This is a genomic window from Streptomyces sp. NPDC060064 (assembly GCF_042736455.1).
Taxonomy (GTDB): Bacteria; Actinomycetota; Actinomycetes; order Streptomycetales; family Streptomycetaceae; genus Streptomyces.
Genome location: NZ_JBHWWF010000027.1, coordinates 67,261 through 87,670, shown reverse-complemented (window position 1 = coordinate 87,670; position 20,410 = coordinate 67,261). Strand labels below are relative to the sequence as shown.

Below are 20,410 nucleotides of genomic sequence, written 5' to 3'. Positions count from 1 at the left end.
CCGGGTGCGGCCCCGCCCACCGAAGCACCACAGCGCTCAGCCCAAGTGCCCGGCACGGCCGGACCGCCGGTCGCACCACTGCCCGCTCCGACTCCGGAACCCGACGCCCACGGGCAGCCGGGAGCATGCCCACCTGCCAAGGCACCACCAGGGCCGGGTGCGGCCCCGCCCACCGAAGCACCACAGCGCTCAGCCCAAGTGCCCGGCACGGCCGGACCGCCGGTCGCACCACTGCCCGCTCCGACTCCCGAGCCCGACGCCCACGGGCAGCCGGGAGCATGCCCGCCCGCCGGGGCACCACCGGGCTCAGCCCAACCGCCGGCAGCGGCACCGCACGCCTCGCAGGCGGAGCACGCTCCCCCAAGACCGCCCGTTGCGCCCCCGCCTGGCCGGGCATCACCCGCCTCGGCCGCGGGTCCCGACACCCACGGGCAGCCGCAGGCGGGCCCGGGGCCCGGCACCTCGTCGGTCGGCACCGCCCCGACGCACTCTCCCCGCGTCGGCTCCAGGTGGTCCAGTGCGTCGATCAACTCCTCCAGCCTGCGTGCCAGTTCCGGCGGGCCGCCCTCCCTGCCCAGAAGCAGCAGGGCATGGACCACCGGGCCGATGCGGTGGCGGGGGACCGGGAAGGCGCGGGGGCAGCGCTCGTGCGAGCCCGGGGGCGGGGGGACGTGGGCGCCCGGTCCGTTCGTCCCCGGTCGCCACGGCAGGCTCACCGGCGCCCGCGCGTCCCAGCGGTGGACCAGCGAGTGGAGCGCCGCGTCGAGGTCCATGTGCGCACCCTGGAGCCAGTCCGCGAGTTCCTCGTGCCCGAAGCGGTAGCCCTCGCCCGCCGGGACCAACAGGCCCTCGGCGAGGACCGCGGAAGCCCAACCCGTACGCCACGGAAAGATCTCCTCGAAGGACTCGCGGTCCAGCCCGCCCTGTCCGGGGCCGAGGCAGCGCCGCGCCGCCTCATGGACCTGGCCCGCCACCCTCGCCGCCAGCCGGCGGACCGCGGTACCGCGCAGCGGCGGGCGGGATGCCGCGGCGACACGGACCGCGATCCGCAGGCACATCAGGTCCAGATGGGCGCTGAAGACGTCCTCGCGGCCGAGCGGCCCCGGTACCTCGCCGAGCCGCCCCGGTACCTCATCGGACCGCCCCGGTACCTCGCCGGGCAGCGCCTCCCGCACCTCCGCGAGCAGCCGCAGCGCGAGCGGGTGCCGCTCGTCCGCGGCGGCGATCGCTCCGGCCGGGAGCCCGTACCGCTCACGCGCGCGCTCCGCCTCACCCGCCGACAGGTCGCCGATCCGCAGCGCGGGCGGCAGCCGGTGCGCGGGTACGGCCGGCCGGTGCAGCACCTCCGGCGGATAGAGCGCGCCGGCCTGCTCCCAGTGCTCGGGCCGGCAGCCGACGACCAACCGCACACCGCAGGAACTCAGCCAACTCACCGTCCCCGCAGTCCAGTCGGGCAGCCGATGGGCCGGTACGGGCGGCATCTCCTCGGGCCCGTCCAGCACGACGAGCAGCGGCCGCCCGGCCTCGCGGGCCAGCCGCGCCACCCGCTCCGGGGTGACGAGCTTAAAGTCCCCGCGCGCTCCCGACGCGGCGAGGACACGTCCTGCCTGCCGGATGGCGCGGGCGACCGCGTCGGCGACGGAAGTGTCGTCGGCGTGCAGATCGGCGCCGCGCAGCCACACGGTGGGCGCCGGTTCCGCACCGCGGGCGCGGCGGGCGGCAAGCGCGGAGAGTTCGGTCGTACGGCCCGTCCCGGGATCGCCGACCACGCCCATCACCAGCCCGGTGAAGGTGGCCAACTCCCGTACAGTTTCGGGTCGTTCAACGGGATCGGACCAGACGCCCGGCCCGCCGACCGACCCCGTGGACGTCGCGGTGAGCTCCAGCACGCCGGCCAGGTTGAGGTCGTGCCCGTACCCGGGAACGGTCGCCGCATTGCGCCGCAGCAGTTCGGCGAGCGGCCCGTCCGGCGGGAAGCCCGGGGCCCGCAGCGGCAGCGCGAACCCCGCCGCCCGGTGCCCCACCTCCAGCGCGGTGCCAAGAACGCCCAGCACCGCACCTGTCATGGCGTCCAGCACCGGCCCCCCGACGGCTTCGCCACCCAGCCGCAGGGCATCTCTGCCGTCCGTCCCGATCGCCAACTCCATCGCGTCGCCGACCAGATGGAGGCGATCGGTCGCGATGTACGTCACCTGCGCCGCACCGAGCACTCGCGCCTCCCGCCAGCCATGGGCCGCGAGCCGTACATACGTCCCCGTCTCGACCCGCTCCCGCGTGCTGATCGGCAGCGGCCGTACCCCGAGCCCCTCGGTGCGTACCAGTGCCAGACCGGCCTCGGGCAGGGGAACGACGGCGTCGGCCTCGGCGAGGCAGGTACGCCCGCCGGGCGCGTGCAGCATGACCCGGACCAGCCCGTCGACCGCCTCATGACTGGTCACGACCGTGCCCCGGTCGTCGGCGACGAACCCGGTCCCGCGCGGCCGCCCCGCCGGATCGCAGATACGTACCAGCGTCGCCAGGTCCCCGCGTCCCATGCTGTCGACGTTAGGTCGGCGGTGATCAGCGGGAGAAGGACGCGTACCGAAAGCGCCCCCGAATACACCCGCGGTTCACTCCGAGCGCCCGCCCGATGGGGTGAATCCGTGGGCCGCGGTGGATAGACACCTTCGGAGGGGGATCGTGGAACGGGCAGCGGCCCTGCCCGTTCCACGGTGCGGCCACCGGCCGCGCGAGCTCAGCCGAAGACGGCGAGGCTCTTGGCCTTGCCCTTCTGCTCCTCCACCAGCACCAGGAAGCGCCCGTCGGGTCCGAAGACCGCCACCGGCGAGGTGTCGTACGCCGGCATGTCCAGCCGTACGCCGTTGATCAGGAGCTTCGCCCGCTTCTCGTCCACGTCCCAGCGCGGGAACGCGGCCTCGGCGGCCTCGGCGATCGGCATCACCGTCAGCTCCTCCTGGAGCTGGTCGAGCGTCTTCGCCGCATCGAGTCCGTACGGACCGACCCGAGTGCGCCGCAGCGCCGTCAGATGCCCGCCGACGCCCAGATCGGCGCCGAGGTCACGGGCGAGGGCGCGGATGTACGTACCGGACGAGCAGACCACCGAGACGACCAGGTCCACAACCGGCGTCCCGTCCTCGGCAACGGCCTCCCGGACGTCGTACACCTGGAACGACGAAACGGTCACCGGCCGGGCCGGGATCTCGAAATCCTCGCCGCCGCGGACGCGGGCGTACGACCGCTTTCCGTCGATCTTGATGGCGCTGACCTTCGACGGAACCTGCATGATCGCGCCGGTCAGCCTGGCGACGCCGGCGTCGATGCCGTCCCGGGTGACCGCGGACGCATCGGCCGAGGAGGTGATCTCACCCTCCGCGTCGTCCGTGACGGTGTTCTGCCCCAGCCTGATGGTGCCGAGGTACTCCTTCTCGGTGAGCGCGAGGTGGCCGAGAAGCTTGGTGGCCCTTTCCACGCCCAGCACCAGTACACCGGTGGCCATGGGGTCGAGCGTCCCCGCGTGTCCGACGCGGCGGGTCCTGGCGATCCCGCGCATCTTGGCGACAACGTCGTGCGAAGTGAAGCCGGACGGCTTGTCGACGATGACAAGGCCGTCCGGCGTCTTGTTCTGCTGTGTCATTCGGAGGCGTCGTCCCCGTCTGCGTCCTCGTCCTCCGGCTTGCGGTACGGGTCCGCATCGCCGGCGTACTTGGCGCCCGAGGACACCTCACGCACCTTGGCGTCGGAGGCACGCGCCTTGTCGAGCAGGTCCTCGATCGTCTTGGCGTTCTCCGGGAGGGCGTCCGCCACGAACGTCAGGGTCGGCGTGAACTTCGTCCCCGCCGCCGCTCCGACCGCCGAGCGCAGAACGCCCTTGGCGCTCGCCAGCCCGGCTGCCGCACTCGCCCGGTCCTCGTCGTCGCCGTACACCGTGTAGAAGACCGTGGCCTCCCGCAGGTCGCCGGTGACACGGGTGTCCGTGATGGTCACGTGCGTACCCAGGCGCGGGTCCTTGATGCCGCGCTGCAGCTTCTCGGCGACCACCTCCCGGATGAGGTCTGCCAGCTTCTTCGCCCGCGCGTTGTCGGCCACTGGTCCTTCTCCTTCTTTGCCTTGCTCAATCAGTCTTCGTCGCTGTGGAGCCTGCGTCGAACCGACAGCAGCTCCACCTCCGGCCGGGCGGCGACAAGGCGCTCGCACCGGTCGAGTACATCTGTGAGGTGCCCCGTGTCCCCGGACACCGCGGCCAGGCCGATCTCGGCCCGGCGGTGAAGATCCTGACCGCCCACTTCCGCCGCGCTCACCGCGTATTTCCGCTGGAGCTCGGCAACGATCGGGCGGATCACGGAGCGTTTCTCCTTCAACGAACGTACGTCGCCGAGGAGCAGATCGAAGGACAGTGTCCCCACATACATGTATGTCCGGATGTCCCGCCGGTACGGGTTAGAGGGCCCTGCCCGCTCTTGGCAGGGACACAAGAACCGTACACGGAACGGCCGGGGCCGATCGACGGAAATACTCTCCGCCGACCGGCCCCGGACCGGATGCCGTGCGTCAGCTCTTGCGTCAGCCGCGCGGCTTCTCGCGCATCTCGTACGTCGCGATGACGTCGTCGATCTTGATGTCGTTGAAGTTTCCGAGGTTGATACCGCCCTCGTAGCCTTCGCGAATCTCGGTGACGTCGTCCTTGAAGCGGCGCAGACCCTGGATGTTGAGGTCCTCCGCGATGACCTTGCCGTCGCGGACGAGGCGCGCCTTGGTGTTGCGCTTGACCTCGCCGGAGCGGATGAGAACACCCGCGATGTTGCCCAGCTTGGACGAGCGGAAGATCTCGCGGATCTCCGCCGTACCGAGCTCGACCTCTTCGTACTCCGGCTTGAGCATGCCCTTGAGGGCCGCCTCGATCTCCTCGATGGCCTGGTAGATCACCGAGTAGTACCGGACGTCGACGCCTTCGCGCTCCGCCATCTGCTGGGCACGCCCGGCAGCGCGGACGTTGAAGCCGATGACGATGGCGTCGGAGCCCATCGCCAGGTCGATGTCCGACTCGGTGACCGCACCCACGCCGCGGTGCAGCACGCGGATGTCGACCTCTTCGCCGACGTCGAGCTGGAGCAGCGAGGACTCGAGAGCCTCCACCGAACCGGACGCGTCGCCCTTGATGATGAGGTTGAGTTCCTGCACCAGACCGGCCTTGAGCGCCTCGTCCAGGTTCTCCAGGGAGAACCGGACACCCTTGCGGGCGAAGTTGGCGTTCCGCTCACGAGCGGCACGCTTCTCGGCGATCTGACGGGCCGTACGGTCCTCGTCGACAACCAGGAAGTTGTCGCCGGCACCCGGGACGTTGGTGAGACCGAGGACGAGGACCGGGGTCGACGGACCCGCCTCTTCCACGTTCTCGCCCTTGTCGTCGAGCATCGCGCGGACACGGCCGTACGCGTCACCGGCGACCATCGTGTCGCCGACGCGCAGCGTGCCTCGCTGGACCAGGACGGTCGCGACGGCACCGCGGCCGCGGTCGAGGTGCGCCTCGATCGCAATACCCTGCGCGTCCTGGTCCGGGTTGGCCCGCAGGTCGAGCGAGGCGTCCGCGGTGAGGACCACGGCCTCCAGCAGGCTCTCGATGTTGAGGCCCTGCTTGGCGGAGATGTCGACGAACATCGTGTCGCCGCCGTACTCCTCGGCCACCAGACCGAACTCGGTGAGCTGACCGCGCACCTTGGTCGGGTCGGCACCCTCGACGTCGATCTTGTTGACCGCGACCACGATCGGCACGTCGGCCGCCTTGGCGTGGTTCAGCGCCTCGATCGTCTGCGGCATCACACCGTCGTTCGCCGCCACCACGAGGATCGCGATGTCGGTGGACTTCGCACCACGCGCACGCATGGCGGTGAACGCCTCGTGACCCGGGGTGTCGATGAAGGTGATGGCGCGCTCTTCACCGTTGACCTCGGTGGCGACCTGGTACGCACCGATGTGCTGCGTAATACCGCCGGCCTCGCCCGCAACCACATTCGTCTTGCGGATCGCGTCCAGCAGTCGGGTCTTACCGTGGTCGACGTGACCCATGACGGTCACGACCGGCGGACGGGACACGAGGAACTCCTCGCCGCCCTCGTCCTCGCCGAACTCGATGTCGAAGGACTCGAGCAGCTCGCGGTCCTCCTCCTCGGGGCTGACGATCTCGAGGACGAAGTTCATCTCGTCCGCGAGCAACTTCAGCGTCTCGTCGGAGACGGACTGCGTGGCAGTGACCATCTCGCCGAGGTTCATCATCACGCCGACGAGCGACGCCGGGTTGGCGTTGATCTTCTCCGCGAAGTCGGTCAGCGAGGCACCGCGCGACAGACGGACGGACTGTCCGTTGCCGCGAGGCAGCATGACGCCGCCCACCGACGGGGCCTGCATGGCCTCGTACTCCTGGCGCCTCTGCCGCTTCGACTTACGGCCACGACGCGCCGGGCCGCCGGGACGGCCGAAGGCGCCCTGCGTGCCACCACGGCCGCCGGGACCACCCGGACGTCCGGCGAAGCCGGGACGGCCACCGCCGCCACCGAAGCCGCCGCCACCACCGGGGCCACCGCCACCGGGACGACCGGCGAAGCCGCCGCCGCCACCGGGACGACCGCCACCGCCACCGCCACCGGGACGACCGGCGAAGCCGCCGCCGCCACCGGGACGACCGGCACCGGCGCCGCCGGGACGACCGCCGCCGCCACCGGGACCGCGACCGCCGCCACCGGGGCCGCCACCAGGACGGGGACCGGCAGCAGGACGCTGCGGCATCATGCCGGGGTTCGGACGGTTACCACCGGGGGCACCGCCAGGACGCGGAGCGCCGCCCTGCGGGCGGGGCATACCGCCCGGGCTCGGACGGGCGCCGCCCTGACCCTGCGGACGGGGAGCGCCGCCGGGACCACCCTGCGGACGCGGGGCACCGGGACGGTCCTGACCGCCGCCGGGGCGCGGGGCGCCACCCGGACGGGGCGCCTGCGGGCGCGCCATGCCGGTGGAGCCACCAGAGGTGAAGGGGTTGTTGCCCGGACGGGGACCCGCCGGACGGTTGCCGCCGGGACGCGGGGCGCCCTGACCGGCGGGACGCGCCGGACGGTCGCCACCACGGCCACCGTCACGGCCGCCGTCACGCTGACCGCCGGCCGGAGCCGGACGGGCGGAGCCACCGGCAGGACGAGGCCCGGGGGTGGCACCCGCGGGACGCGAGGGGGCCTGCGGCGCTGCGGGCTGGGCCGGAGCCGGGGCCGAGAACTCGGCCGCGGGCACCGGAGCCGCCGGAGCGGGCTTGGCCGGTGCCGGCTTGGGACCCGGACGCGGACCCGGAGAGGCCGGGGCGGCGGACGGGGTGCTGGGGGTGCTGCTCGCCGGAACCTCGGCTGCGGCCGGCTTGGGGGCCGGGGCGCCGGGCTTGGGGGCAGCGGGACGGGCCGACGACGCCGGGGAGGGCGCGCCGGGCTTGGCGGGCGCGGCCTTACGAGGCGCGCCGGGCTTCGCAGCGGACTTGCCGGCGTTGCCGCCGGGCCCCTGCAGTGCGTCAGTCAACTTGCGTACAACCGGCGCCTCGATCGTCGAGGACGCCGAACGGACGAATTCACCGAGTTCTTGGAGCTTGGCCATGACGACCTTGCTCTCAACCCCGAACTCCTTGGCGAGTTCGTATACCCGGACCTTAGCCACTTCGCTCCTTTTAGGTCCGGGTTACCGCCGGACCGTCGCTACTTCATGGGCGTACTCATCGCGTACTCATCGAGTGCTCATCGCAATCTCGACCTACTTCCAACTCGCGAGGTACCTGACCGCACGGGGTTCCGTGCCGTACTTCTTCTTACGGTGCTGCCTGCTCGACATACCGGCGTACATCCGCGGTATCGAGCGGTCCCCTGGCCCGGAAGGCCCGTGGGAACGCTCGGCGGCGGACCGCCAGGTCGAGACAGACCAAGGCGGGGTGTACATACGCACCCCGGCCGGGCAGCGTACCGCGATCATCGGGGACGCAGGCGTCTCCGGTCATCACGATGCGCAGCAGATCGCTCTTGGCCGCTCGCTCCCGGCATCCCACACAGGTTCGCTCAGGGCATACGCGGGCATGCGTCCGGCCAGACACGTCTAAGTCTACCTCCCCGGACCGACCTCACCCCTTCGGGGCAAAAATCGAACGGTTGTTGTCTTGATCCAGGTGACATCCTGCCGCCGGCGCACCGGGATCCCGCCGCCCCGACGGTCCGGGGGTGTCCCTCGGGAGGACACAGCATTCCTCAGCCCTGGTCGGAGCCCCGGTGCCGGTCGGAGCCCCGGTCGGAGTCCCGGTCCGGCCCCTGGTCGTCGCTCTGCTCCGTGTCGGGGCGGATGTCGATACGCCAACCGGTGAGACGGGCGGCCAGGCGGGCGTTCTGCCCCTCCTTGCCGATCGCCAGCGACAGCTGGTAGTCGGGGACGGTCACCCGTGCGGAACGCGCGCCCATGTCGACGACCTCGACCTTGCTGACGCGGGCCGGCGAGAGGGCGTTGGCCACCATCTCGGCCGGGTCGTCCGACCAGTCCACGATGTCGATCTTCTCGCCGTGCAGCTCGGCCATGACATTGCGCACCCGGCCGCCCATCGGGCCGATGCACGCGCCCTTGGCGTTCAGGCCCGAGCGGGTCGAGCGAACGGCGATCTTGGTGCGGTGGCCGGCTTCGCGGGCGATCGCCGCGATCTCGACCGAGCCGTCCGCGATCTCCGGGACCTCGAGTGCGAAGAGCTTCTTCACCAGGTTCGGGTGAGTGCGGGACAGGGTCACGGACGGGCCGCGCACACCCTTGGCGACCCGGACGACGTACGTACGCAGCCGCAGACCGTGGGTGTACTCCTCGCCCGGCACCTGCTCCTGCACCGGCAGGATCGCCTCGAGCTTGTCGTCCAGCCTCACCAGGACGTTCTTCGGGTCCTTGCCCTGCTGCACCATGCCGGCGACGACATCGCCCTCACGGCGGGCGTACTCACCGAAGGTGACGTCGTTCTCGGCGTCCCGCAGCCGCTGCTGGATGACCTGGCGGGCGGTGGTCGCGGCGATACGGCCGAAGTCGGAAGGGGTGTCGTCGAACTCCTTGGCCTCCTGCCCCTCTTCGAGGTCGGCCGCGTCCTCCTTCGCCCACACCGTCACATGGCCGGTGTCCCGGCTGAGCACGACGCGCGCGTGGCGTCGGCTGCCCTCGGTGCGGTGGTACGCGATGAGGAGGGCCGACTCGATCGCCTCGACCAGCAGGTCGAAGGGAATCTCCTTCTCTTGTGCCAAGCCCTTCAGGAGCTTTACGTCGATGTCCACGGCTACGCCTCCTCTTCCTTCTTGTCCTTGCGGTTGAACTCGATCTCCACCCGTGCCTTGGCGATGTCCGCGAAGGTGACACGGCGGGCGGTGGGCTTGCGCCCCTTCACACCCGGCACTTCGAGGTCGAGTCCCTCGTCGTCCACGGTGAGGATGCGGGCCACCAACTCTTCGGCCGTTCCGCCGTCGTGCAACTGGAACTTCACCAGTCGGCCGACGGCGCGTACGTAGTGGCGATGCTGGGTCAGGGGGCGGTCGGCGCCCGGCGAGCTCACTTCGAGGACGTACTCGCCCTCGCCCATCGCGTCCGTCTCGTCCAGCTTCTCGGAGATCGCGCGGCTCAGCTCGGCACAGGCGTCCAGCTCCACGCCCTCGTCGGAGTCCACGATGACCCTCAGCATGCGGCGCCTGCCCGCCCGGGACACCTCGATCTCTTCCAGATCCAGGTCCGCGGCGCTGACGAGCGGTTCCAGCAGCCCGCGCAGCCTCTCGCTCTGGGTGGTGCTCATCCGGGTGACTCCTCGGCCGCGTGTGCTGTTGTGGGATCCTCGCGTGTCAGATCAAAGGGTATCCGGTCCCGGGGGGTGTTGCCGTCCACCTGCGCCGGACCCGCAGGTACGCTCGCCTGCGGCGATGATCACTGCGGGCCCGAGGGAGAGACGCGTGGGGCGCACGGGCACAACACGGAGGCGTGCGCTCATCCTGACGGGGGCAGCGGCGACCGCACTGTTGACGGGCTGTTCGACGGATGAGCCGGAGGGACGGCGTACGGCGGGCTCGGCGCCCGATCCGGCGCGCGCGGAGGCGGCACTGCGGCGCAGGCTCGCTGCCACGAGCGGCGCGCTGCGTGACCAGTACGACGCCGTCATCAGGCAACATCCGGCGCTGGCCGGGCAGTTGACCGCTCTGCGGGCGGCGGTCGCCGAGCATGTGACGGCGCTCGGGGGGACGACGCGGGTGGCACCACCGGTGCCGGTTCCGGCCGATGCCGGGACCGCGGTCAAGGCACTGGTCGCGGCTGAGCGCCGTACCTCCGACGCGCACACGGCCGCCCTTGTCGATGCGGAGCCCGAGCTGGCCCGGCTGCTCGCCTCGGTCGCGGCGGCAGGCGCCGCGCATGCGTATCTGCTGACGAAGGGTGGCGCGCGATGAGCACGCCGGACGCGCCGGAGGCCGTAGTGGCCACGCTGGAGGCTGTACAGGCCGCGCTCGCCGCGGAGCATGCGGCGGTGTACGGGTACGGGGTCGTCGGCGGCCGGATCGGCGACGACCGGGAGGACGAGATCCAGGCCGCGTACGCCGCGCACCGGGCCCAGCGGGACGCGCTGGTGCGCACCGTGCGCGATCTGGGCGGGGCGCCGGCTGCGGCGGCCCCTGCGTACGCGCTGCCCTTCCCGGTGCCGGACGCGGCCGCGGCGCTGCGCCTCGCCGCGGTGCTCGAGGACCGGGTCGCGGGTGTCTACTCCGATCTCGTACGGGCCGCGGAAGGGCCGCTGCGGCGGGAGGCCGCGGGCTCGCTGCGCGAGGCGGCCGTCCGTGCGGTGCGCTGGCGCGGCAGCGGCGTAGCCTTTCCTGGGCTCGCCGAGCGGAGTGGGCGTCCAGCGCGCTGAAGCGGAAAGGGAACAACGGACGTATGGCTTTCGAACCGCCGCAGCGGCTCGTCCGGGCACTCGGTGAGACCTACGGGGACACGGCCGCGGACGACTGGCTCGGGCAGCTGCCCAAGACCGTCCAGGAGTCGGTGGACCGGTGGGAGCTGGACGTCGAGCGGGTGGTGGCGCCGGGCGGCAGGAGCAGTCTGGTCGTCCTCGTACGACAGCCCGACGGTACGGCCGCCGCGCTGAAGGCCGCCCCGTCCTTCGCCGCGCCGGCACTGGAGCGGACGGCGCTGGAGCGCTGGGACGGCTGGGGCGCGGTGCGGCTGCTCGCGTCGTCGGAGGACGCGCTGCTGCTGGAGCGGCTGCATCCGGAGGTGTCCCTGCGGTCGCTGCCGGAGGCGAAGGCGTTGCTGGAGGCGGCGGGGGCGGTGCGGCGGCTGTGGGTCGAGCCGCCGGCGGACCATGGCTTCGAGACGGTGGCGGAGCGGACGGCGCGGCAGGCGGAGGCGGTGCGTGCGTTCGCGGATCCGGCGGCGGCTTCAGTGGTCGCCGCGGCGCTTGACGCGCGCGACGAGCTCACGGCCCTGTCGCCCGAACTCCTGCTGCTGCACGGCAACTTCCGCCAGGGCAAGGTCCTCGCGGGCGACCGCACGCCGTGGCTCTCGGTCGGCCCGGAGCCGCTGGTGGGTGAACGCGCCTACGACCTGGCGCGCCTGGTCCGCGACCGGGTCGAGGACCTGATCGCGGCATCGTCCGGTGCGTCTGCGGCCCGCCGCCGGGTGAACAAGCTGGCGGACTCGCTGGAGGTGGACCGGGAACGCCTGCGCGGCTGGACGTTGTTCCGGGCGGTGGAGTCGGGCACGCGGGCGATTGCGGCGGGGCGGCGCGGGGAGGGCGAACTGGCGCTGGAGTTCGCGGGCTGGCTGTTGTAGCCCGCGGGTCCCGTCGGCGCACCGGCTCCGGGGCGCGGGCCGGGGCCGCCTGCGGCGCGCTTTCCCCTCCCCGCCCCTTCCCGAAACTGGGGGCGGTGCCCCCAGGCCCCCGGGGGGCTGACGCCCCCCACACCCCGGGGCCGCCGGCTTCGCAGCGTAGGGCGCTCGGGCCCCCACACCCGCAGGGCGCCGGCCTCGCGGCAGGGGCGCTGGGGCCCACACCCCAGGGATCCCAGCCCCGCAGCACGGGAGGCTCGGGCCCCAACAGCCCAGGGCGCCGGCCCCGCGGCACGGGCGCTCAGGCCGCACATCCTCGGGACGCCATCCTCACGGCGTGGGGGCCAGGCCCCCACATCCGCAGGGCGCCGGCCCCGCGTCACAGGCGCTCGGGCCCACACCCGCAGGGCGCCGGCCTCGTGGCGTGGGCGCTCGGGCCCTGCACCACAGAGACGCCGGCCACACGGCGTGGGGGCCTCAGGGCCCACACCCCAGGAACCCAGCCCCACGGCACGGACGCTCGGGCCCCCACGGCCGCCTCGCGGCGCAAAGCGCGATCCCAGGATCAGGCGCTGAGGCGCGCGATCGCCTCGGCGACCGTCAGTTCTTCGCGCTCGCCCGTGCGGCGGTCCTTCAGTTCCACCACGCCCTCGGCCGAGCGGCGGCCCGCCACCAGGATCTTCGGGACGCCGATGAGTTCCGCGTCCGTGAACTTCACGCCCGGCGAGACTCCGGGGCGCTCGTCGACCAGCACGCGCAGGCCCACCGCGGACAGCTTCTCCGCGACCTCGAGCGCCAGCTCCGTCTGGAGTGCCTTGCCCGCCGCCACCACGTGGACGTCCGCCGGGGCGATCTCACGCGGCCAGCACAGGCCCTTGTCGTCAGCCGTCTGCTCGGCCAGGGCAGCCACCGCGCGGGAGACGCCGATGCCGTACGAGCCCATCGTCACCCGGACCGGCTTGCCGTTCTGGCCCAGGACGTCGAGCTGGAAGGCGTCCGCGAACTTGCGGCCCAGCTGGAAGATGTGGCCGATCTCGATCGCGCGGTCGAGCCTGAGGCCCGTGCCGCACTTCGGGCAGGGGTCGCCGTCCTCGACCACGACCACGTCGAGGTAGTCGTCCACCTCGAAGTCGCGGCCGCAGACGACGTTCTTCGCGTGCGTGTCCGGCTTGTTCGCGCCGGTCACCCAGGCCGTGCCGGGCGCGATGCGCGGGTCGGCGATGTAGCGGACCTTGGCGAGGCCCTGCGGGCCGACATAGCCGCGTACGAGATCGGGGCGGTCCACGAAGTCCTCCGCGGTGACCAGCTCGACCTCCGCCGGGGCCAGGTGCTCCCCGAGCTTGCCGAGGTCCACCTCACGGTCACCGGGGACACCGACCGCGACGATCTCACCGTCCACCTTGACCAGCAGGTTCTTCAGGGTCGCCGAGGCCGGGACGCCAAGGTGCGCGGCGAGGGTCTCGATGGTGGGGGTGTCGGGGGTGTCCAGTTCCTCGACGGGACCGTGGGATGTGGCGTCCGCCGCGGCCGCGGTGAAGGTCACGGCCTCCGTGTTGGCCGCGTACTCACAGGCCGGGCAGTCCACGAAGGTGTCCTCGCCGGCCGGGGCCGGGGCCAGGAACTCCTCGGACGCCGAGCCACCCATCGCGCCCGAGACCGCCGAGACGATGCGGTGGTCGAGGCCGAGTCGCTCGAAGATCCGGATGTACGCGTCGCGGTGCAGCTGGTACGACTCGACGAGACCCTCGTCGGTGGTGTCGAAGGAGTACGAGTCCTTCATCTGGAACTCGCGGCCGCGCAGCACACCCGCGCGCGGACGGGCCTCGTCGCGGTACTTCGTCTGGATCTGGTAGAGGATCACCGGCAGGTCCTTGTAGGACGAGCACTGGTCCTTGACGACCTGGGTGAAGATCTCTTCGTGCGTGGGGCCGAGGAGGTAGTCGGCGCCCTTGCGGTCCTTGAGGCGGAAGAGCAGGTCGCCGTACTCCTCGTAGCGCCCGCTCGCGTCGTACGCCTCCTTGGGCAGCAGGGCGGGCAGCAGCACTTCCTGGCCCCCGATGGCGTCCATCTCCTCGCGGACGACGCGGGTGATGTTCTCCAGCACCTTCTTGCCGAGCGGCAGCCAGCTCCAGATGCCGGCGGACGTACGGCGCACATAGCCGGCGCGCACAAGCAGCTTGTGGTTGAGCGTCTCGGCGTCCGCCGGGTCGTCGCGCAGTGTCTTGACCATCAGACGGGACATGCGCTGGACCTGGGCCATGGTGAACTCCTGCTCGGAACGTGTGATGAGCAGGAGGTTAGCCGGGGGGCACCGGCAGGCGGAAATCAGTTCCCGCGCAGCAGCGGCAGCGGGGCGCCCATCACGGCGTACGGACTGGGTGCGCTGGGGAAAACGACCTGCCGCGCGAGGTCCTGGTAGCCGAGCGCTCGGTACAGCCCGCGGGCCGGGCTCTCGATGTCGATCGCGGAGAGGATGGAGCGCGGCTGCTCGACGCTGTCGGTGATCGTGGTGATCAGCGAGCGGCCGATGCCCCGGCCCTGGAAGCCGGGGTGGACATGGAGTTCGGTGATCACGAACGAGTCGTCGAGCCAGCCGTCGGAGCCGGTGCTGCGCAGATACGGCTCGACGACGGTGGACCACCAGTGCGTGCGGTCGTTGGGCATTCCGTAGACGAAACCCACAAGGCTGCCCGACTTCGTCAGCGCACCGAGTGCGCGGGCCCCCGGGTGCAGGAGATGCCGGTAGACGATATGACGGCGCACCTCGATCTCGTCGTCGGTGAGCCCGAAGGCTAGGGCCTGCACCGCGAGGGCTTCGTCGATCCGCGCGGCGAGATTGACCGGCCCGACCACAACGCTGGGGGTCTGGGGTCCGCCTCCTGAAAGTGCAGCCATGCGCGAAACCCTACTTCCCGCTGCGCGCAGTCAGAACAGCACGCTCATGAAGGCGCCGACCTCACGGAAGCCGACCCGCCGGTACGCCGCCCTGGCCGCGGTGTTGTAGTCGTTCACGTACAGGCTGACAACCGGTGCGACGTCCTGCAGGGCATAGCGCAGCACGGCCGCCATGCCCGTCTCGGACAGCCCGCGGCCGCGGAACTCCGGTGCGACCCACACGCCTTGGATCTGGCAGGCATGGCTGGTGGCCGCGCCGATCTCGGCCTTGAAGACGACCTTGCCGTCGTCGATACGGGCGAACGACCGTCCCGCGCCGACGAGTTCGGCCACGCGCGCCTGGTAGAGCAGTCCGCCGTCACCGGCCATCGGCGAGATGCCGACCTCCTCGGTGAACATCGCCACGCACGCCGGCATGATCACCTCTATCTCGTCCTTGCGGATGCGGCGGACGTACGGATCGGCCTCGATGTCGCCGGGCGGCTGCTCGGTGACCATGAGCGGCTGCTGGGCGCGTACGTCCCTGGCCGGGCCCCAGCTGGGCTCGAGCAGCCGCCACAGCTCGGCGGTGGGCTCGGCCGGGCCGACGATGGAGGAGCAGCGGCGACCGGTCCTGCGGGCCCGGTCGGCAAAGGCGCGGACGGCTTCGGGGGCGGCGCAGATCGGCACGAGATTGGCGCCGGAGTAGCAGAGCGAGCGCAGCTGCCCGCCCGCGTACCAGCCCCACATCTCGCCGCCGAGGCGCCAGGGGTCGAGCCCGGCGGCCTGGACGCGGGACGTGACGAAAGCATTCGCTACGGGCTCGCTCTCGAGGATGGCGAGCGCTGCGCCGAGGTCGCTGGGTTCGAGGACCCGGGTGGTGGTCTGCGTCAACACGAGGGGGCCTCACCATGCGGTCTGCTGATCTCCGCACTGTACCTGGCAGGTCTGCGGGGTGCCGAGCCCAGCACAAGGCCCCGCCACGCGCCAGGGGGCGTGGCGGGGCCGGTACGGATATGTCAGCTGACGGAGACCTCGGGCTCGCCGGACGCGATGCCGTCCTTCTCCATCTGCTCGGCGATCTTCAGGGCCTCTTCGATGAGGGTCTCGACAATCTTCGACTCGGGGACGGTCTTGATGACCTCGCCCTTGACGAAGATCTGCCCCTTGCCGTTGCCGGAGGCGACGCCGAGGTCGGCCTCGCGGGCCTCGCCGGGGCCGTTGACGACGCAGCCCATGACGGCGACGCGCAGCGGCACCTCCATGCCCTCCAGGCCGGCGCTGACCTGGTCGGCGAGCTTGTAGACGTCGACCTGGGCGCGGCCGCAGGAGGGGCAGGAGACAATCTCCAGGCGGCGCTGCTTGAGGTTGAGCGACTCCAGGATCTGGATGCCGACCTTGACCTCTTCGGCGGGCGGGGCGGAGAGCGAGACCCGGATGGTGTCGCCGATGCCCTCGCTGAGCAGGGCGCCGAAGGCGACGGCGGACTTGATGGTGCCCTGGAACGCGGGGCCTGCCTCGGTGACGCCGAGGTGGAGGGGGTAGTCGCACTGGGCGGCGAGCTGCCGGTAGGCGTTGACCATCACGACCGGGTCGTTGTGCTTGACCGAGATCTTGATGTCGCGGAAGCCGTGCTCCTCGAAGAGGGACGCCTCCCACAGCGCGGACTCGACGAGCGCCTCAGGGGTCGCCTTGCCGTACTTGGCGAGGAGCCGGGCATCGAGCGATCCGGCGTTGACTCCGATTCGGATCGGGGTGCCGGTCTCGTTGGCCGCGCGCGCGATCTCCTTGACCTTGTCGTCGAACTGCTTGATGTTGCCCGGGTTGACCCGGACGGCAGCGCAGCCGGCGTCGATCGCAGCGAAGACGTACTTCGGCTGGAAGTGGATGTCCGCGATCACCGGGATCTGGGACTTGCGCGCGATGGTGGCCAGCGCGTCCGCGTCGTCCTGGGTCGGGCAGGCGACTCGTACGATCTGGCAACCGGACGCGGTCAGTTCGGCGATCTGCTGCAGCGTCGCGCCGATGTCGGAGGTGCGTGTGGTCGTCATCGACTGCACCGACACCGGGGCGTCCCCGCCGACGGCCACGGTGCCGACCTGGATCTTGCGGCTGACCCTCCGGTCGGCGAGCTTGGTCGGAACGGACGGCATTCCGAGCGAAATTGCAGTCATCTGCTGTGCAACCCCAAGGTGTGGATCGAGGTCCCGAGATCGGCGGGCTCCAGCCTCCGAGATTACGGCACTGAGATTGGGCCCAGCACATCGCTGCCCGAAGTCCACTCAAAGGTGAGCGGCCGGACACAAAGGGTGTCCGGCCGCCACGAAAGGGACTCGCTCAGCTGATCTTGACCGGATTGACGATGTCGGCGACCAGCACGAGCAGCGTGAAGCAGATGAAGATTCCCGCCACGACGTACGCGACCGGCATCAGCTTGGCCACGTCGAAGGGACCGGGGTCGGGACGCCGGAACACCTTCGCGATGCTGCGGCGTACGGACTCCCAGAGCGCGCCCGCGATGTGCCCGCCGTCCAGCGGCAGCAGCGGCAGCATGTTGAACAGGAACAGCGAGAGGTTGAAGGTGGCGAGCACCATCAGGAAGGTCGCGATGATGCTCTGCGTCGGGACATCCAGGTTCAGTACCTCACCGCTGATGCGCGCCGCGCCGACGACGCCCACCGGGGAGTCGGCCTTGCGCTCGCCGTCGCTGAAGGCCGCGTTCCACAGATCGGGGATCTTGGACGGCAGCGCGACGATCGAATCGACGCTGTTCTCGATCATGTCGCCCATGCGGTTCACGGACTCGCCGAAGGAGAGCGGCTGGATCTCGGTCTGGGCGGCGAAGCCGAGATAGCCGGCTGCGATGTACTTGCCGGGAACGACCTGTCCCTGCCCGTCCTTCTCGGCGACCATGTTCTTGGCGAGCGTGGCCTTGAGCACCTGCTGCCGGCCGTCCCGCACGACGGTGATGGTGGCGGGGCCGATCGTCTCGCGGATGTGGTTCGAGAGCTCGGACCAGTCGGCGACGGGCTCTCCGTTGAAGGCGACGATCTTGTCGCCCTTCTTCAGGCCCGCGGCCTGGGCGGGCGAGACCGGGTCGCTCTTCTGGCACTTGTCGCGGTCCTCGCTCTGCGAGATGACGCACTGCTGGACCCCGGCGACCTGGGTGGTCTGGGTGGCGAAGCCGAAGGACATCGACACCCCCAGGAAGATCGCGACGGCGAGGATCAGGTTCATGAACGGTCCCGCGAACATCACGATGACGCGCTTCCACGGCTTGCGTGTGTAGAAGAGCCGGTTCTCGTCGCCGGGCTTCAGCTCCTCGAAGGCCGCCGAGCGGGCGTCCTCGATCATCCCGCGCCAGGGCGAGGTGGACCGTGCCTCGATCCGGCCGTCCTCCCCCGGCGGGAACATCCCGATCATGCGGATGTAGCCACCCATGGGGATGGCCTTGATGCCGTACTCCGTCTCGCCCTTGTTCCGGGACCAGACGGTCGGTCCGAAGCCGACCATGTACTGGGGCACGCGGATACCGAAGAGCTTGGCCGTCGACAGATGGCCCAGCTCGTGCCAGGCGATCGAGACCATCAGTCCCACAGCAAATAGAGCTATGCCGAGGACCGTCAACAGAATCGTCATGCGCGAGCCTCCGCTGTCGCCTTCACTGCCAGTTCCCGGGCCCTCGCCCGGGCCCAGGTCTCCGCTTCCAGGACGTCTGCCACCGTAAGTGAGGTTCCCGAGGCGGGAACGCCGTGCTCGGCGACGACTCCGGTGACCGTATCCATGATTCCGTTGAACGGCAGCCGCCCGGCGAGGAATGCGTCCACGCACTCCTCATTCGCGGCATTGAACACCGCCGGGGCCGTTCCGCCCAGCTCCCCCACCTGCCGGGCGAGTCCCACCGAGGGGAAGGCCTCGGTGTCGAGCGGGAAGAACTCCCAGCTCGAGGCCTTGGTCCAGTCGAAGGCCGGGGCGGCGTCGGGCACCCGCTGGGGCCAGCCGATGCCGAGGGCGATCGGGCCGCGCATATCGGGCGGGGTGGCCTGGGCGATGGTCGAGCCGTCCGTGAACTCCACCATGGAGTGAACGTAGGACTGGGGGTGTACGACGACCTCGATGCGGTCGAAGGGGATGTCGTAGAGAAGATGCGCCTCGATGACCTCGAGCCCCTTGTTGACGAGGGTGGCGCTGTTCACCGTGATCACCGGGCCCATGGCCCAGGTGGGGTGGGCGAGGGCGTCCTCGGGGGTGACATCTGCCAGCTCGGCACGCGTACGGCCACGGAACGGCCCGCCGGAGGCCGTCACCACCAGCTTGCGTACGTCGGCTCTCGTCCCGGCCGCCAGCGCCTGGAAGAGGGCGGCGTGCTCGGAGTCGACCGGGATGATCTGGCCGGGCTTGGCGAGGGCCTTGACCAGCGGCCCGCCGACGATGAGCGACTCCTTGTTGGCGAGGGCGAGCGTCCGGCCGGCTTCGAGGGCGGCGAGGGTGGGGGCAAGACCGATGGATCCGGTGATGCCGTTGAGCACGGTGTGGCAGGCGGAGGCGGCGAGCTGGGTGGCGGCGTCGGGTCCGGCCAGGATCTCGGGCAGGGGCTCGGCCCCGTACTGCTCCGCGAGTGCCTCGCGCAGTGCGGGCACGGCGTCCTCGCGGGCCACCGCGACCGTGTCGACCCGCAACTGCCGTGCCTGCTCGGCGAGGAGTCCGACGCGGCCGCCGGCGGCGGAGAGCGCGGTGACACGGAAGCGGTCGGGGTTGCGCAGCACCAGGTCGATGGCCTGTGTGCCGATGGACCCGGTGGAGCCGAGGACGACGATGTCCCGGCGGCCTTCGGTCGCGTCGAAGACGAGGTGCGGGTCGGCGAGGGGGGATGGGCTGTCGCTCATCCCCCCATTGTGGCCGTAACCCCTGTCCGACTGGACAGTGCGTCCCTACGCGCCGGTGTTCGAGCCCGCCCGGAACTTCTCCCACTGGGCCTTCATGACCTCTTCGGGCACTCCTCCGATGTCCTTGGTGCCGATGATCTCGGCGCGGAAGGAGAGCGTGGTGGAGCCCGAGCGGACGACGGTCAGGTACTCGTAGAGCTTCAGCTTCCCCTTCACATCGAGGATGGTGAAGCGGAACGCCTTCGCCTCGTCCCCGAAGGCGGGCGCCTTGGCGGGCTCCACCTTGAGGTACTTGGCCTTCGCGATGGCGCGTTCTTCGGTGAACCCGCCGGCGCACCGGGTCCCCGCGGTGCCGAGGGCCTTCATGACTGCGGCCGCCTCGCCGTTCGCGTACGAGCGCAGTTGTACGGCGACGCTGAGCCCGGCCATCTCGTCGGGAACGTCGACCTGGCGGTTGACCTCGGCGGCCGGGTCGTGGCCGGTGGCGCCCTTGGCGAGGCTGACGAGGGGCTGACAGGTGGCGGGATCGGCGGTGTAGGCCTCGCCGAGCGGCGCCCCGAGGGTGAACTCGGAGGCGGTGTAGCTGCCGACCTTCTCGCCGTCGGTGAAGGAGGCGGCCTTGAGCTGGGCCTCGGTGAGGGCTTTGGGGGCGGAGGCGGTGGGTTTGCCGTCGGCTTTCTTCTCCTTGCCCTTGTCGTCACCGCTGCCGCACGCGGCGACGCCGCTGAGCACGGCCGCCGCAAGGAGGGCAGCCACCCGCCGCCGAACGCCCTGATTCCCCGCCCCGAACATCCCCGCCCCGAACATCC

General features: G+C 71.2%; 18 protein-coding genes. 3 read left to right on the top strand and 15 right to left on the bottom strand.

Features of this window, described 5'->3' with window-relative positions:
- The 8 genes from ACFWDI_RS28685 to rimP form a co-directional block, all read right to left on the bottom strand.
- Positions 1-2,534 (bottom strand): trypsin-like peptidase domain-containing protein (locus tag ACFWDI_RS28685; RefSeq protein ID WP_385308193.1); only part of this gene is annotated, 2,534 nt, incomplete at its 3' end.
- Positions 2,535-2,734: 200 nt separating this feature from the next.
- The gene (truB, locus tag ACFWDI_RS28680) at positions 2,735-3,634 is read right to left on the bottom strand and encodes a tRNA pseudouridine(55) synthase TruB (RefSeq protein WP_385308190.1); all 900 of its coding nucleotides are present in this window, start codon (positions 3,632-3,634) and stop codon (positions 2,735-2,737) included.
- Positions 3,631-4,086 (bottom strand): 30S ribosome-binding factor RbfA, encoded by a 456-nt coding sequence (rbfA, locus tag ACFWDI_RS28675; protein ID WP_385308187.1) that lies wholly within the window; start codon positions 4,084-4,086, stop codon positions 3,631-3,633. The genes truB and rbfA overlap by 4 nt, the downstream gene beginning before the upstream one ends.
- 29 nt (positions 4,087-4,115) lie before the next feature.
- Positions 4,116-4,409 (bottom strand): DUF503 domain-containing protein, encoded by a 294-nt coding sequence (locus ACFWDI_RS28670; protein ID WP_327326405.1) that lies wholly within the window; start codon positions 4,407-4,409, stop codon positions 4,116-4,118.
- A 151-nt stretch (positions 4,410-4,560) separates the two neighbouring features.
- Positions 4,561-7,686: a translation initiation factor IF-2 gene (gene infB / locus ACFWDI_RS28665; protein ID WP_385308184.1), complete on the bottom strand. Its 3,126-nt coding sequence runs from the start codon at positions 7,684-7,686 to the stop codon at positions 4,561-4,563.
- A 148-nt stretch (positions 7,687-7,834) separates the two neighbouring features.
- Positions 7,835-8,113: a YlxR family protein gene (locus ACFWDI_RS28660; protein ID WP_385308181.1), complete on the bottom strand. Its 279-nt coding sequence runs from the start codon at positions 8,111-8,113 to the stop codon at positions 7,835-7,837.
- A gap of 151 nt (positions 8,114-8,264) precedes the next feature.
- Complete coding sequence (gene nusA / locus ACFWDI_RS28655) at positions 8,265-9,314, bottom strand: transcription termination factor NusA (protein WP_385308179.1); 1,050 nt, start codon at positions 9,312-9,314, stop codon at positions 8,265-8,267.
- A 2-nt stretch (positions 9,315-9,316) separates the two neighbouring features.
- On the bottom strand, positions 9,317-9,823 hold the full coding sequence (rimP, locus tag ACFWDI_RS28650; RefSeq protein ID WP_385308176.1) for a ribosome maturation factor RimP: 507 nt from the start codon (positions 9,821-9,823) through the stop codon (positions 9,317-9,319).
- Between the two features lie 154 nt (positions 9,824-9,977).
- On the opposite strand from rimP, the gene ACFWDI_RS28645 reads away from it, so the two are divergent.
- From ACFWDI_RS28645 to ACFWDI_RS28635, 3 genes are read left to right on the top strand one after another with little or no spacing between them, the layout of a single operon-like run.
- On the top strand, positions 9,978-10,466 hold the full coding sequence (locus ACFWDI_RS28645; RefSeq protein ID WP_385308173.1) for a hypothetical protein: 489 nt from the start codon (positions 9,978-9,980) through the stop codon (positions 10,464-10,466).
- Positions 10,463-10,924, top strand: a complete 462-nt coding sequence (locus ACFWDI_RS28640) for a ferritin-like domain-containing protein (protein WP_385308170.1) — start codon at positions 10,463-10,465, stop codon at positions 10,922-10,924. Before ACFWDI_RS28645 ends, ACFWDI_RS28640 begins: the two co-directional genes overlap by 4 nt.
- A gap of 23 nt (positions 10,925-10,947) precedes the next feature.
- Positions 10,948-11,844, top strand: a complete 897-nt coding sequence (locus tag ACFWDI_RS28635; RefSeq protein WP_385308167.1) for an aminoglycoside phosphotransferase family protein — start codon at positions 10,948-10,950, stop codon at positions 11,842-11,844.
- Positions 11,845-12,406: 562 nt separating this feature from the next.
- Here ACFWDI_RS28635 and ACFWDI_RS28630 read toward each other — a convergent pair.
- From ACFWDI_RS28630 to ACFWDI_RS28600, 7 genes are all read right to left on the bottom strand, one after another.
- The gene (locus ACFWDI_RS28630) at positions 12,407-14,101 is read right to left on the bottom strand and encodes a proline--tRNA ligase (RefSeq protein WP_385308165.1); all 1,695 of its coding nucleotides are present in this window, start codon (positions 14,099-14,101) and stop codon (positions 12,407-12,409) included.
- A gap of 65 nt (positions 14,102-14,166) precedes the next feature.
- A complete protein-coding gene (locus ACFWDI_RS28625) occupies positions 14,167-14,736 on the bottom strand; it encodes a GNAT family N-acetyltransferase (protein WP_327326396.1) in 570 nt (189 codons plus the stop codon).
- 30 nt (positions 14,737-14,766) lie between these two features.
- On the bottom strand, positions 14,767-15,609 hold the full coding sequence (locus ACFWDI_RS28620) for a GNAT family N-acetyltransferase (protein ID WP_385308253.1): 843 nt from the start codon (positions 15,607-15,609) through the stop codon (positions 14,767-14,769).
- 125 nt (positions 15,610-15,734) lie between these two features.
- On the bottom strand, positions 15,735-16,889 hold the full coding sequence (gene ispG, locus ACFWDI_RS28615) for a flavodoxin-dependent (E)-4-hydroxy-3-methylbut-2-enyl-diphosphate synthase (RefSeq protein WP_327326394.1): 1,155 nt from the start codon (positions 16,887-16,889) through the stop codon (positions 15,735-15,737).
- A 163-nt stretch (positions 16,890-17,052) separates the two neighbouring features.
- Entirely contained in the window at positions 17,053-18,354 is a 1,302-nt protein-coding gene (locus tag ACFWDI_RS28610) for a M50 family metallopeptidase (protein WP_385308162.1), read from the bottom strand.
- Positions 18,351-19,601: a 1-deoxy-D-xylulose-5-phosphate reductoisomerase gene (dxr, locus tag ACFWDI_RS28605; RefSeq protein ID WP_327326392.1), complete on the bottom strand. Its 1,251-nt coding sequence runs from the start codon at positions 19,599-19,601 to the stop codon at positions 18,351-18,353. The genes ACFWDI_RS28610 and dxr overlap by 4 nt, the downstream gene beginning before the upstream one ends.
- Before the next feature lie 45 nt (positions 19,602-19,646).
- On the bottom strand, positions 19,647-20,357 hold the full coding sequence (locus tag ACFWDI_RS28600) for a hypothetical protein (protein ID WP_385308159.1): 711 nt from the start codon (positions 20,355-20,357) through the stop codon (positions 19,647-19,649).
- Positions 20,358-20,410: the final 53 nt, after the last annotated feature.